The organism is candidate division KSB1 bacterium (assembly GCA_016214895.1).
In the GTDB taxonomy this organism is placed as follows: domain Bacteria; phylum Electryoneota; class RPQS01; order RPQS01; family RPQS01; genus JACRMR01.
In genome coordinates, this window is record JACRMR010000020.1 from 168,213 (window position 1) to 181,415 (window position 13,203).

The following is a 13,203-nucleotide window of genomic DNA, read 5'->3' on the forward strand; positions in this document are numbered from 1 at the left end:
ATATCTTTTCGAGGACTCCATGACGAAGCGTTTGTGGGTTACGCTGGCGGCGTTCTGGTTGGGCGCAAGCTCGGTCTGGGCCGGACGGCCTTCGGCGCAGGATACGCTGTACGAGCAGATTCGACACAACATCAATCTGTTCGGCGACGTGTACCGCGAAATCACCTTGAAGTATGTCGATACGATCGACCCGAACCAGTTTATTCAGGCGGGCATCGACGGCATGCTCTCGACACTCGATCCGTACACGGTGTTCATCGCCGAAGACGAGACGGACGATCTCGACGTGATCACGCAGGGCAAGTACGGCGGCGTGGGGTTGGAGATCGGCGTGCGCGGCACGGACAAAGTGCTGACCGTGATTTCGGCCATGGACGATTCGCCGGCGCAGCGCGTAGGTATTCGCAACGGTGACCGCGTATTGGCGATTGACGGCAAATCGACGCTGGGATTTTCGACCAACGACGCCGCGCATTTGCTGCGCGGCGAGCCGGGCACGGAGGTGAGTCTGACGATTGAGCGGACGGGCAGTTCCGAACCGATCGAATTCGTGATCACGCGCCGCGACATTGATATCAAAGATGTCCCGTACTCCGGTTTCGTGAAGCCGGGCGTGGGCTATCTCAAGCTTTCGCATTTTTCGCGGCGGGCGCCGGACGAGCTGGAAGCGGCGATCCGGGAACTCAAGGAAGGCGGCATGACGTCGCTGATTCTCGACTTGCGCGGCAATCCGGGTGGACTTCTGAGTTCGGCGATTGGTGTGTTGCAGCGGTTTTGCGGCAAGGGTGAAGAGGTGCTCGCCGTGCGCGGTCGCGGTGCGGAAGCGGGACAAGTCTTCCGCATGCCTGCCGATCCCGTGGCGGGCGACATACCGCTGGCCGTGCTCGTCGATGGCGGTTCCGCTTCGGCGGCGGAGATTGTGGCCGGGGCGGTGCAGGACCTCGATCGCGGCGTGATTATCGGCGAAACCACGTTCGGCAAGGGCCTGGTGCAATCCGTGATCGCGTTTGAAACGGGTGAAGCGCTGAAACTGACGACGGCGAAGTACTACACGCCGTCCGGCCGCCTGATTCAGCGCGTTGACTATTTCCACGACCAGGACAGCGTGATCGTCCTCCCCGCCTCGGAAAACCGCGCCGGCAGCTTCGTCACCCGTAACGGTCGGCCGGTCGAAGGCGGCGGCGGCATCGATCCTGATCTCGAGGTCGCGACTCCCAAACCCGGTCCGCTCGGCACGGAACTTTGGCGTCAGGGATTGTTCTTTGACTATGCGACAGAATACCGTGCCACTCATCCCACGCTGACATCCGAGAAGCTGGATGACGGTACGATGGCGAATTTTCGAGCCTGGCTGCTGGCACGCGGATTCAGTTACGATGTGGACGGGCACCAGGAAGTAATGGCGCTCAAGAAAATGCTGGAAGATGCCGGACTCGCGGACAGTTCGAGCGCGGATTTTGACCATCTTGAGCAGTTGTTGAGCAAACGCCGTGATCAGGATTTCGCCGCCGAGCGCGATTTTATTCGTCGCAGCATCGAACAGGAGATTGCGACGAGTTTATGGGGACCGCGCGGGCGCATCGAGGCGACGTTCGACGACGATTCGCAGATTCAGAAAGCGGTGGAGGTGCTCGAAAGTCGCGACGAGTACGGAAAAGTACTGGCGGTGGATGATTCAGCGGCAAAGAAGCAGTAAGCTGACGGCGGCGAATCCGATCTGGTGTCGATTGTTACTGGATGAAAAGGAATTTGCACATGATGAGCTTGAGTTTGAACCTGTTATTGATCCTGATGCTCGCCGGGGCGGCCTGGTCGCAGCCCGCCTCGTCGAGCCGCGTGGTCGTGCACCTGAAGGCCGAGGCCGCGCAAGAATTTCGCGCGGGTCTGCTCACGGCCGCCGAGCTGTCGCCGCTTGCGGGTGCGCTGACTCCCGTCTTTTACGCTCCCCGCATTCCGGAGCGATCGGCGCTATTTGACCGGCTCGGCATGGCGAACTGGTTCGTGGTCACGTCCCAGGACGGCGATGCCTCCGCCTTGGCAGGCGACCTTGCGGGTGATCGACGCGTGATCTCCGCTTACCCCGAGCAGCGTGTGGAGACGACGGTGCTGCCGAGCGACTTTGCGGTTTACAACATGTGGGGACTATCGAAGATGCAGTGCCCGGCGGCGTGGAATCTCGACCACGGCGATTCGGAGATTCTGATCACGACGATCGACACCGGCTGCAAGATTCAGCACCCGGACCTCGCGGCCAACATCCATGTGAATCCCGGCGAGGACCTGGACTCGAACGGCTTATGGGACGTTTCCGACAACAACGGCGTGGATGACGACAGCAACGGCTTCATCGATGATCTTGTCGGCTGGGACTTCGTGTCCGACACGATCAGTGCCGGCTCACAGGCGGTCGGCGAAGATTACGGTCCGCGCGACAACCTGATCTATCCCGATATTCATGGTCACGGCACTCACGTCATGGGAACCGCTGCGGCGGTGACCGGCAACGGAGTGGGCGTCCCCTCCGCCTCCTGGAATGGGAAGGCGTTCCCGCTGCGCGCCGGCTATGCTTGGATCGACGGCGGCGGCACGATGCGCGGTTCCGGAAACGAGACCGACTTTGCCGCGGCGATTCAGTATGCCGTGGACATGGACACGCGCATTATCAGCATTTCGTTCGGTGGCACCTACTACGACACGACGTTCGCGCTGGCCTGCCAGTATGCCCGCGGCAGCGGCGTGCTCGTGTTCGCTTCGGCGGGGAACAGCAACAATCAGACGATCCAATATCCGGCGGGATTCGCGGGGGTAATTTCCGTGGCAGCCACCGACTCCTTCGATGCCAAGGCGTCGTTTTCGACCTATGGCACCTGGGTGGATATCTCGGCGCCGGGCGTGTACATCTGGAGCACGATCTCGAACAGCAGCTATCGACCGGGAGATTACAGCGCGTTGAACGGAACGTCCATGGCCTGCCCGAATACGGCTTCCGTGGCGGCATTGTTGTACAATTTCTATCCGGCACTGAACGCGGATTCCGTGGAGTCGATTCTGTTGCGCACGGCGGACAATATTGACGCGCAAAATCCCACGCGGATCGGGCTGCTGGGCAGCGGACGAGTGAACGCTTACGCCGCGCTTAGCGAGGCATGCCTCACCAATCCGCTCCATACTCCGCGGATTGTGGTGCAGCAGATTGGGAGCGATGTAAAGGTAACATGGCCGAAGGTCCCGTGCGCAAGTTCGTACGAGGTCTCCTACGCGGACTCGCTGAGTGGCGGCTTTCAACAGCTTGCCGTCACGACGGACACAACCGCGATCGATCCCACCGCCGCGAACTTGAAGCGCTTCTACTCCGTGAAGGCCTATGAATAGTGCCTGCTGTGGCCGGTTGCGGGCGGCCTTGCTCCTGGTGCTGCTGCTGACTTCGCTCGGCTGCCGGGAAGACGAGTCCAGCGAAGAAACCCTTCCGCCGGTGATCGGGAGTGTGAAGGGGGTCTCGATTTCGCCGCGATCGTTCGGGCAGGCGGACTTCGAGCAGTTTCTGGGACTCGTGGCTGACGGTGGTGACTGGTTGACCTGGGCCGGCGATTGGATTCAGTTGGGTGATACGTCGGCCGGGCCGCATGCAGTGGAGACTTTCGAAGCGGACTATCACTTTTCCACGGTTCCGATTGCCACGCTGTTCGGCAGTGACTTGCAGCCGCTCCGGCCGCTGAGCGATTCCATGTTGACCGCGTACGCATCGCAGGCGGCGTTCTATGCGCGGCGCTACTATCCTGAATTCATGGGCCTTGGGATCGAGGTCAACCGCATCTATGACTCCGCCGCGCCGGACGCCTATCAGGCGTTTGTCGAGTTCTTTCCGCGCGCGGCCGATTCGGTCAAGGCGGCCTCACCCGATACGAGAGTATTTACCGTGTTTCAGTTGGAGTGGCTGAAGGGTCTGCGCGGCGGGCTGTATGGTGGCGTGAACGATACGACGCGGAATCAGTGGCAGCTCGCCGCGGATTTTCCTGCCGCGGACTTCATCGCGCTCACCACTTACCCCGGACTGATTTACCGCGATCCCACGGAGATTCCGGCGGACTACTACGCGGGACTTGCGGCGCGCCTCGGCAAACCGATTGCCTTCACGGAAGTGGGCTGGCACAGTGCGGCATCGCCCGCGGGCTGGGAGAGTAGCGAAGGCGAGCAGGCAGAGTTCTTGACGCGGTGGATCAGTCTGATCGCACCGCTCGATCCGGTACTCGTGATCTGGCCGTTCCTGTTCGATCCGGCCGCTCAAGAGCCGTTCAATACGATGGGATTGTGGAGGACGTCCGATGGGCAGGCGAAAGCCGCCTGGCTTGTCTGGTCGAGCGCTAACCTGTGACCGCGATTCCGCTATTTCTGCTGGGGCTTGTGACAGGCGTCTTGGGCGGTTTTCTGGGCGTCGGTGGTGGGCTGGTGATCACCGTTGTCTTGCTGGAAGTGCTGAAAGCGCAGGGGATGCCGGACGATGTGCGCTATCACGTGGCGTTCGGCACGACGCTGGTGGGGATTATCGGCACCGCGCTCTCGTCGAGCTTCACGTATGCGCGGATGGGTCGCGTGATCTGGCGCGTCGTGGCAATTGTCAGCGTGAGCGCCGTGTTATTCTCATTGATCGGCTCGAAACTGGCGGCGGAGTCTTCCGCGAATCTGCTGCACACTGTGTTCATCGCATTTTGCTTCGTGATGGTCGTGTTGCTGCTTACGCGCAAGGCACGACAGCAAGCCGATGGTCATGTGCACTCGGCCTGGAAGCTGCTGACGATTGGTGCGGGCGCGGGGCTGCTCTCCGCGTATCTCGGAGTGGCGGGCGGCGCGGTGATGGTCCCGACGATGATCTTGTGGGCGCATGTCGCCGCGGAATACGCTCCCGGGACGAGCAATGCGGTGGGTGTGTTGACGAGTCTGGTCGGCGCGGTCGGTTACATGATTCACGGCGCGGGCGCGGCGAATTTGCCGGCGGGTTCGTGGGGGTTCATTGTTCCGGCCTACGCGATTCCGCTCTTCTTCGGCACCCTGATCGGCGGACCGTTCGGCAGTCAGTTAAATAAGCGCTACGGCCGCGATTCGTTCCGCTATGTGTTCGCGGCGTTTCTGCTGGTGGTGGCGGTGAAGATGTGGTTCGAACATTAAGCGGGTGCCAAGTGGTAGCCTGTTGCCGCTCGTCTCTAATTGGCAAAGTCGATGGTGGACGGTTCGGCTGAAAGAAGTATCAGGAGTGTCTCATGATCCAGTGCCTTGTAGAAGGCTGCAAGACTCCGGTGGCCAAAGAAGGTCACGACATATGTTTCGACCATTGGAAGGCCAATCGTGATGGCAAATTGAAGAAGTGCGAGAAGTGCGGAAGGCTGATGGAAAAGGACAAACCCCTCTGTCTTGACTGCTACAACAAGGGACGAGAGGGGCAGGCAACGGGTCGAGCACTCACGGCGACTGCGATTGGTGAAAAGGTGGCATTGACGGCTAACAGAGTCAATGCAATTCTGGTTGAGTTGGCGTGGATTACGAAGGGGCCTGGGGATCACGGCTGGATCAGCACTCCACAAGGGCGGAAGAACGGCGCAGTTGATCGAGAGTTTGGTACGGATAAGACGCCGTTCGTTCAATGGAGTGAGGGCATCCTGCGCAATCGCGCTTTCACGGATGCGGTTCGAGACTTTAAGGGAGAAAAGCCGGTCATTCCGGAAACGTCGTCTGGCGCCAAGTCTGACGAATTGGGATTCCGCGAGAAGTTCCCGGCAACACATCGCGCTACGGACGGACACATGGTTCGATCACGGGGAGAGATGCTTATCGACAACTGGCTCTACGCGGCACAAGTAATTCATGCTTATGAGCGGAAGGTACCCATTGAAGAGGAGTTGTACTGCGACTTCTATCTCCCGACGGGGAAAGTGTATCTCGAGTTCTGGGGAATGGAGAATGATCCGGCCTACGCGGCACGAAAGCGGGCAAAGTTGGAGTTGTATAAGAAAAACGGACTCAATCTGATTGAGTTGAAGGACGCCGACCTCTTGAAACTCGATGATGTCATGCCCGCCAAACTTCGCCCATTCGATATCAAGGTATCTTGATGCGTGTACGTGATGCGTCGCTGCGCGCCAATGCGCAGATGGCGGCGAAGAAGTTCGTGGTACTGAGGTAGCCTTCTTCTCCGCCCCGACGCAAATTAGTCGCCTCGACCAGCCCTCCCGATGCCTCCATTTTGAGTGCTTGTATGTTCAAGTAACTGTTTTTTATATGGGTCGCGGATTTGCGTTTTTGGCTTTTTCTTATTATATTTAGGTCATTATGTCCTGTGCCTGCTTGCCCCTCCTTGCGCTGTGTTTCCCTTGCTCTTGACCCCGTTTCGCGACATCCCTGATACGCGTCTAATTCTTTTTATCAAAAGAAGTTAGGCGGTTTTGTTTGGTCAAATAATATTTTGTCGCCATCCTCGGAATTCACCATTTATCTCCATTGTAGCTGGATTAGATTTCCGCCGAGCGGGCCCCCTCACCCCGCCGGAGCTGCAATCCTACCCGCCGAGCCGGGTTAAGTCTTCGCAACCCGGCCGGAATCGGACTCTGTACGCACGCAGTGCCGCACTGCTTACAGCCATATCTCCGTCATGCCCCCCACTCCCCGCTTTCTCCGCCGCGGCAAGGTCCGCGATATTTATGAACTCGATGCCGATCATCTGCTGATCGTCACGACCGACCGGCTGTCGGCGTTTGATGTGGTGCTGCCCGATCCGATTCCGGGGAAGGGCAAAGTGCTGGCATCGATTACACGCTTCTGGATGCGGAAGTTTGCAGGGATTGTGGGGAATCATCTGACGGACATTACCCCCCCCAGCCCCCCCAACCGAGTTGGGGGGGAGACGTACTCTTCCGAGCAGCTTGATGTGGTGAAGAAATGCGAGGTGATTCCGGTGGAGTGCATCGTTCGCGGGTTCATCACCGGCTCAGGGTGGAAGGACTATCTGAAGACTGGCGAGGTGTGCGGGTACAAGCTGCCGGCCGGACTCAAGCAGTGCGCGGAACTGCCCGAGCCGCTGTTCACACCGTCCACGAAAGCGGAAGCGGGGCACGATCAGAACATCTCACCGGCTGAGGCGGCCAGGCTGATCGGAGCAGAGACGGCAAAGCGGATTGAAGAACTCGCAGTGAAGATTTACACGGCGGGTCGTGAGCATGCCCGGCAGCGGGGGATCTTGATCGCCGATACGAAGTTCGAGTTCGGCATTCGTGACGGCGAAATCCTCCTGATCGACGAAGTGCTGACGCCGGATTCCTCACGCTTCTGGCCCGAGGACAAATATGAACCGGGCCACGATCAGCCAAGCTTCGACAAACAGATCATCCGCAATTATCTCGAAACGCTGGACTGGGACAAAGCCGATCCAGGCCCGAAGTTGCCGCCGGAGATCATCGCCAGGACGCAGCGGGCGTATGCGGAGATCTTGCAGCGGCTGACGACGTAAGATGGCGGCCGGGTTGCGGCCTCAACCCGGCTCGGCGAGCACAACAATGAACAAAATCAATCTCACGCAATCCATCGAATACAATCCGGATGCCGTGGTGAGCAAGACGCTGGTGAAGCAGCCCCACGGAACGGTGACGCTGTTTGCCTTTGACAAAGGGCAGGAGCTGTCCGAGCATTCGGCGCCGTTCGATGCGCTGGTGCATGTGCTCGACGGCGAGGCGGAGCTGATCATCGGCGGTGAACCGGTGCGCGCAAATGCCGGGGAGTTCGTGAACATGCCCGCGAATATTCCGCACGCGGTGAAGGCGGTCACGCGATTCAAGATGTTGCTGACGATGATCAAGGGTTGAATATGACTCGGCGAGTCCAAATATAGCAAGCAGAGTTGCGGATAAGGGCAGAATCGCGTATATTAGAGCAGTCAGGCGCACCGATGCGCAGTTTTTGGGCGGCTAATTGTGAAATTATTCACAATTTACGATGGTTTGCCGCCGCCAATGTCACCCTCCCTCCCACCCCCACCAACGTTCAAACCTGTGGAGTCAGTCCTCATGTCGAACAAGCAAGCCGACCTCGCCGGCCCCGGAATCGGCACCTACGAAGAAGTTGAAAAGATCCTCCCGACGGCCTATCAGTCGCTGCTCACGCCGAAGGAGACGCAGATCGCGCTGGCCAAGCTGAAGCGGTTCATCGAGGACGGGATGTGCAAGTCGCTGAACCTGTTCCGCGTGGAGTGCCCGCTGATTGTGGATACGACCAGCGGCGTGAACGACTACCTGGACCGTGACGGCTCGCGTACGCCGATCGACTTCCATATCAACAACGACTACAACAAGAATCCGATTGACGCACAGGTGGTGCAGGCAGCGACGAAGTGGAAGCGCGTCGCTCTGAAGCAGTTCGACTGCCACGTCGGCGAAGGCATCATGACCGATATGCGCGCCGTGCGCAAAGACTACTTTCTCGATCACGATCACAGCGCGTATGTGGACCAGTGGGACTGGGAGCGCGTGATCACGATGGCCGACCGCAATCTGGACTTCCTGAAGCGGATCGTCACGAATATCTGGAAGGTCCTGACGGACAGCGAGGATTTCATTCAGAGCGAGTTCCCCAAACTGAAGAGCTCGAAGTGGCCCAACCTGCCGAAGGAGCTGGTGTTCCTGCATGCGGAAGAGATTTTGGATATGTATCCGGATCTGCCGCGCAAGCAGCGGGAGACGAAAATCCTGTCGGAGAAGTATCCGGCGGTGTTCATCATTGGCATCGGCTGGACGCTGAAAGACGGCTACCCGCACGAGATGCGCGCGGCCGACTATGACGACTGGGTGACGCCGAGCGTCGTAAAGAACGGGCAGCAGATGCACGGCTTGAACGGCGACATTCTGGTGTGGAATCACGTGACGAAGCGCCGTCATGAGCTGACGTCGATGGGAATCCGCGTGACGAAAGAGACGCTGAAGCAGCAGCTCGAAGCGACGAAGCAGTTGCACTTCCTCGACATGCCGTATCATCAGGCGATCATGAAGGACGAGATTCCGCTGTCGATCGGCGGCGGGATAGGTCAGGCGCGGACGTGCATGTCGATCTTGAAGAAGGCGCATCTCGGCGAGGTCAGCGTGACCGTGTGGCCGAAGGTGCTGAAGGAGATGTGCGCGCAACGACAGATTCACGTGTTGAACTGATTTTTGCGGAGAACACCGGGGCAGACAAGCAGCGCGAGACCCGAGGGTCTCGCGCTGCGCATGTGGGGTGTCGGGAGAGTTACTTCGGCTGGATCGTGATCGTGCGGCTCTTGGCCTCTTCAGCCTTGGGCAGCTTGATCACAAGGACGCCGTCTTCGAACCGGGCCGTCACCGCGTCAGCCTTGACGGTGCGCGGCAGGGAAAAGCTGCGTTCGAACCGGCCATAGGTGCGCTCGACGCGGAGCAAGTCGTGCTTGCCCTCGCGGACGTCCTGCTTGCGGTCCCCGGAAACGGTGAGCACATTGTTGTTCAGCGTGAGATTGACGTCTTCGAGTTTGACACCGGGCAGCTCCGCCAGAATCTCGTAGCTGTCGGTGTGCTCGACGATGTCAACGTTGGGCCCCCAGAACATGGAGTCGGAATTCTCGCGAGTGGTGTTGAAAAACTCATCGAGCACGCGCGAGATGGGGGCCATCTCCCGGTGCCAGCACGGGGCCAGTTCAGGCTGGCCGGGTTTGAAACGGATGACAGACATGGTCGTGTTCCTCGGAATTGTGTTGCAGTTCATTTTGCGCTTTGGTTAGTGTCGTTTGGTCGTAGAATTGGGCTTCCGGCATCAGCAATTACAAGCCTCGTGCCAAAGACATAATATTTTGGTTATTATTAGTTTATGAGGATATGATGTTATGTCGCGACGGATGGCACGTGCCGGAACGGCAGTATGTCGTGCCAAGATGTCACGGTTGAGTATCGAAATGGCAGGCCTGATGTCCTTGGCTCACAGGAGTTGTCGCTCGTCGCGGGTGACAGACGGAGCTTGCAAGTATCGGCGTAATGGTTAAATTATGTCACATACGCAAACGACTGATTCTCAACTGCAACAAATAGAGCGGTTCGTGAATCTGACCGATGGAGGCCGGAAATGCGGCTTTTGCACGACGCAAGCGAAGCAGCATTCCGGAGGGCGAGGCAATCGGGTCCGTAACTCCTTGCATGCTCTGTGAGAACAGTGTATATTCGGCTTTCTGTGGACACTGCACAAAGTACATCCGTCTCCGCCCATGTCACCGAAACGCTGCATACATTGCCAGAAGCCGATTCCGTTACGAAAGCGCTTCAGCCGTCGTTGCCCCTTCTGCTTCAAGGCCTTTCGCCGTCGCAGCGGAATCAGCGAGCGTGGAACCGCGGGGCAATGGATGGAGGACCGCGGCAAATCCTTCTGGTTCTTGCTGCTCAGTGCGGTTCTGGTGATTGGCGGTGCCATGGGGCAGATTCTGGGCCAGCCGGACCTCATCAATTTCATCGACGCGCGACCTGTCTGGTTCTTCGTGTCGGTATTCTGGCTGGCGATGTTCGCCTCGGTGATCGGCCGTATCTTCTTTCCCTTGCTCCTGGGCGCGCCGACCATCTTGCGCAAAGAGCGGCACATGATCAGGCAGTACAAGACTCTGACCGCTATCGGTTTTGTGCTGGGCGTGGTTTTGGCCGTGTTGATGATCGGAGCGGATCGACTGTGGCAGGTCTTTCCGGGAACGGCTTTTTTGGTGACGGTTCCGATCGCCCTCATGTGGGGTTATCTGGCGTTAGTGCTGCAGGAGGGTGACTACGACGATGATCGGGTGTGGAGTTTTCTGTCGGAGATCGGCGCATCGGATCGCCTGGAACACCGGCAGAACGGCTACTTTGCATTGATCGGGCTGCCCCTGGCGGGACTGCTGTTCTTCTACTTCATGACGCATCCCTGGATGGCTTGGGCGATTCGCAATTCCACGCTGCTGGCAATGTTCCGCGAACTTTGGCGCAGGGCGACGGATCGTTCCACACTGGGCGGCGGATTAGGATAGTCGCCCGGCCTGACGGTCGGCGGGCGCGCATTGCAGCGGGCTGGTGAAGTCCGCGGGTCTAAACCAATATTTGGCTACAGAATGGCAAAGCAGAGAGTTGACAAGCGCCTTGTTTCGGCGACGGATTTTGCGGAGTTGAAGCATCCGCGCGCCTTGGCGTTGAGCCCGGACGGCGAATTGCTGGCATACACTCAGTGGTGGTGTGACCTGGCAAAGCAGAAGTACTTTGCCAATTTGCATATCTTGGAGACGCGCACCGGCGACAGCCATCAGTGGACGTTCGGTGAACACAGCGATCGCGCTCCCGTGTGGTCGCCCGACGGCACGAAGCTGGCGTTCTTACGGGTAGAGCAGGGCGCGGACTGCATCTTCGTGGTCGCGCGCTCGGGCGGCGCTCCGCAGCGGCTATTTAAGCGGCGCGGGAGCTTGGATTCCGTAAAGTGGGCGCAGGGCGGAGAATGCTTAATTCTCAGATTCCGTCCGGCCGATCCCGACGAAGCGGCGGACACCGCGGTTGCACAGGACAAGCAGCCTGAGGAGAAGCAGCCCGCGGTGCGCAAACTCAGCCGGCTGTATTACCGGTTGGACGGCGACGGGTTCTTCCCGCAGGAGCGCTATCAGCTCTACAAGCTTAGCCTCGCTGACGGCAAGCTCACGCAGTTGACCAAAGGGTTGGAAGATGTCGGCGGGTTCGATGTTGCGCCCGACGGCGCGCACGTCTGTTACATCGCGAATATTCAGCGCGATCCGGACACGAAGCCGTATCACCAGCAGTTATTCGTGCTCAACCTCAAGTCGCGCAAAAGCCAAGCGCTGAGGGTGGGTTTCGGCGAAAAGCATTCGCCGACTTACAGTCCGGACGGCCGGCACCTGGTCTATTTCGGTCACCACAACCTGAAAGACGCGTGGAGTGTCGAACCGGTTCACCCGTGGCTGGTTGACTTGAAGAGCGGCAAGGAGCGGAATCTGACGCCGAACTTCGATCGGATGGCCGGCGATCAATCGATCGGTGATCTTGGATTCGGTTCCGATTCGCCCGTGGTGGTTTGGAGCGGCGACGGCAAGTCGTTCTACTATCAGGTCTCCGACGAAGGCGACGTTTACCTCGTGCGCAAGGACCTGCGGGTGGGCGATCCGGAGCGGATCTGGCACGTGAAAGGCTGTGTTCCGCTATGGGACCTGGCGGCGGACAAGCTCGTGCTGCATCACCTGGACTTTCACGATCTGGGGACGCTGCACATCTGCCGCAAGGCCGGCGCGGCGCGTCCGGTATTCCACGTGCTCCGAAAGTTCAATGCGGAGTACGAAGCGCAGCGGGAACTCGGCCGGGTGCGCGAAGTGCACTTCAAGTCAGCGGACGGCGCGCGCGTGCATGGCTGGCTGTTGACGCCGCCCGACTTCAATCCAAAGCGGAAGTACCCTTCGATTCTGGAAGTACACGGCGGGCCGCGGGCACAGTACGCGCGGGTGTTTTTCCACGAGATGCAATATCTTGCGGCGCAGGGTTATGTGGTGATGTTCACGAATCCGCGCGGTTCACAGGGCTACGGGCGGGACTTCGCCGGCGCCATTATCGCGGCCTGGGGCACGAAGGATTACGATGATGTGATGGCTGCCGCGGACTGGCTGGAAGCGCAGCCATACATCGACAAGCGGCGGATCGGGATCACCGGCGGTTCGTACGGCGGCTATATGACGAATATCGTGGTCGGTCGCACGCGCCGGTTTCGCGCGGCGGTTACCCAGCGCTCGGTCTTTGATCTCGAGTCGTTCTGCGGCACGTCGGACATTGGCCACCTCGACAGCTATGAGTTCGGCGGGTTCCCGTGGGAGAATCCGGATGGCTATCGAGTCCAGAATCCGCTCACCTATGTCGGCAATATCCATACGCCGCTCTTGATCGAACATCAGGAAGCGGATTTTCGCTGTCCAATTGAGCAGGCGGAGCAGCTGTACGGCCAACTGAAGCTCAGGGGCAGAATCGTCGAGCTGCACCGCTATCCGGAAGAGAGCCACGGCATGTCGCGCGGCGGCCGGCCGGACCGCCGCGTGATCCGACTGGAGGCGATGGCGGGCTGGTTCAAGAAATACATGAAGTAAGGCGCGGCGTACGTTGCAGGTCAATCGTGTAGGAGCGATCATGCCTCGAGTTATGCAACGGAAAGGCCAGGAGTGTT

At 59.1% G+C, this 13,203-nt stretch carries 11 protein-coding genes; 10 read left to right on the top strand and 1 reads right to left on the bottom strand.

The window, feature by feature from the left end; genetic code table 11:
- The first annotated feature begins 19 nt into the window (after nt 1-19).
- The 8 genes from HZB60_10555 to HZB60_10590 all read left to right on the top strand — a co-directional run bounded on the left by HZB60_10555 (nt 20) and on the right by HZB60_10590 (nt 9,182).
- Nucleotides 20-1,696 carry a S41 family peptidase gene (locus HZB60_10555; GenBank protein ID MBI5060207.1) on the top strand — a complete coding sequence of 559 codons (1,677 nt, stop codon included), beginning with the start codon at nt 20-22 and terminating at the stop codon, nt 1,694-1,696.
- Between the two features lie 59 nt (nt 1,697-1,755).
- Nucleotides 1,756-3,372, top strand: a complete 1,617-nt coding sequence (locus HZB60_10560; protein MBI5060208.1) for a S8 family serine peptidase — start codon at nt 1,756-1,758, stop codon at nt 3,370-3,372.
- Nucleotides 3,365-4,372 (top strand): hypothetical protein, encoded by a 1,008-nt coding sequence (locus HZB60_10565; GenBank protein MBI5060209.1) that lies wholly within the window; start codon nt 3,365-3,367, stop codon nt 4,370-4,372. Before HZB60_10560 ends, HZB60_10565 begins: the two co-directional genes overlap by 8 nt.
- Nucleotides 4,369-5,163: a sulfite exporter TauE/SafE family protein gene (locus HZB60_10570; protein MBI5060210.1), complete on the top strand. Its 795-nt coding sequence runs from the start codon at nt 4,369-4,371 to the stop codon at nt 5,161-5,163. Before HZB60_10565 ends, HZB60_10570 begins: the two co-directional genes overlap by 4 nt.
- A gap of 128 nt (nt 5,164-5,291) precedes the next feature.
- The gene (locus tag HZB60_10575) at nt 5,292-6,104 is read left to right on the top strand and encodes a glycerol kinase (GenBank protein MBI5060211.1); all 813 of its coding nucleotides are present in this window, start codon (nt 5,292-5,294) and stop codon (nt 6,102-6,104) included.
- A gap of 536 nt (nt 6,105-6,640) precedes the next feature.
- Nucleotides 6,641-7,495, top strand: a complete 855-nt coding sequence (locus tag HZB60_10580; GenBank protein ID MBI5060212.1) for a phosphoribosylaminoimidazolesuccinocarboxamide synthase — start codon at nt 6,641-6,643, stop codon at nt 7,493-7,495.
- Between the two features lie 46 nt (nt 7,496-7,541).
- Entirely contained in the window at nt 7,542-7,847 is a 306-nt protein-coding gene (locus tag HZB60_10585) for a cupin domain-containing protein (protein MBI5060213.1), read from the top strand.
- A gap of 201 nt (nt 7,848-8,048) precedes the next feature.
- Nucleotides 8,049-9,182, top strand: coding sequence for an aspartate--ammonia ligase (locus tag HZB60_10590; GenBank protein ID MBI5060214.1), 1,134 nt, complete (start codon nt 8,049-8,051; stop codon nt 9,180-9,182).
- Between the two features lie 79 nt (nt 9,183-9,261).
- Here HZB60_10590 and HZB60_10595 read toward each other — a convergent pair whose 3' ends face one another.
- Complete coding sequence (locus tag HZB60_10595; GenBank protein ID MBI5060215.1) at nt 9,262-9,717, bottom strand: Hsp20/alpha crystallin family protein; 456 nt, start codon at nt 9,715-9,717, stop codon at nt 9,262-9,264.
- A gap of 526 nt (nt 9,718-10,243) precedes the next feature.
- Between HZB60_10595 and HZB60_10600 the strand changes: the two genes are divergently transcribed.
- The gene (locus HZB60_10600; GenBank protein ID MBI5060216.1) at nt 10,244-11,026 is read left to right on the top strand and encodes a hypothetical protein; all 783 of its coding nucleotides are present in this window, start codon (nt 10,244-10,246) and stop codon (nt 11,024-11,026) included.
- An 81-nt stretch (nt 11,027-11,107) separates the two neighbouring features.
- The gene (locus HZB60_10605; protein ID MBI5060217.1) at nt 11,108-13,126 is read left to right on the top strand and encodes a S9 family peptidase; all 2,019 of its coding nucleotides are present in this window, start codon (nt 11,108-11,110) and stop codon (nt 13,124-13,126) included.
- The last annotated feature ends 77 nt before the right edge of the window (nt 13,127-13,203 follow it).

Excerpts from the sequence above, each read along its gene's own strand:
- HZB60_10555 (MBI5060207.1), top strand. The coding sequence starts at position 20 with ATGACGAAGCGTTTGTGGGTTACGCTGGCGGCGTTCTGGTTGGGCGCA.
- HZB60_10560 (MBI5060208.1), top strand. The coding sequence starts at position 1,756 with ATGATGAGCTTGAGTTTGAACCTGTTATTGATCCTGATGCTCGCCGGG.
- HZB60_10565 (MBI5060209.1), top strand. The coding sequence starts at position 3,365 with ATGAATAGTGCCTGCTGTGGCCGGTTGCGGGCGGCCTTGCTCCTGGTG.
- HZB60_10580 (MBI5060212.1), top strand. The coding sequence starts at position 6,641 with ATGCCCCCCACTCCCCGCTTTCTCCGCCGCGGCAAGGTCCGCGATATT.
- HZB60_10585 (MBI5060213.1), top strand. The coding sequence starts at position 7,542 with ATGAACAAAATCAATCTCACGCAATCCATCGAATACAATCCGGATGCC.
- HZB60_10590 (MBI5060214.1), top strand. The coding sequence starts at position 8,049 with ATGTCGAACAAGCAAGCCGACCTCGCCGGCCCCGGAATCGGCACCTAC.
- HZB60_10595 (MBI5060215.1), bottom strand. The coding sequence starts at position 9,717 with ATGTCTGTCATCCGTTTCAAACCCGGCCAGCCTGAACTGGCCCCGTGC.
- HZB60_10600 (MBI5060216.1), top strand. The coding sequence starts at position 10,244 with ATGTCACCGAAACGCTGCATACATTGCCAGAAGCCGATTCCGTTACGA.
- HZB60_10605 (MBI5060217.1), top strand. The coding sequence starts at position 11,108 with ATGGCAAAGCAGAGAGTTGACAAGCGCCTTGTTTCGGCGACGGATTTT.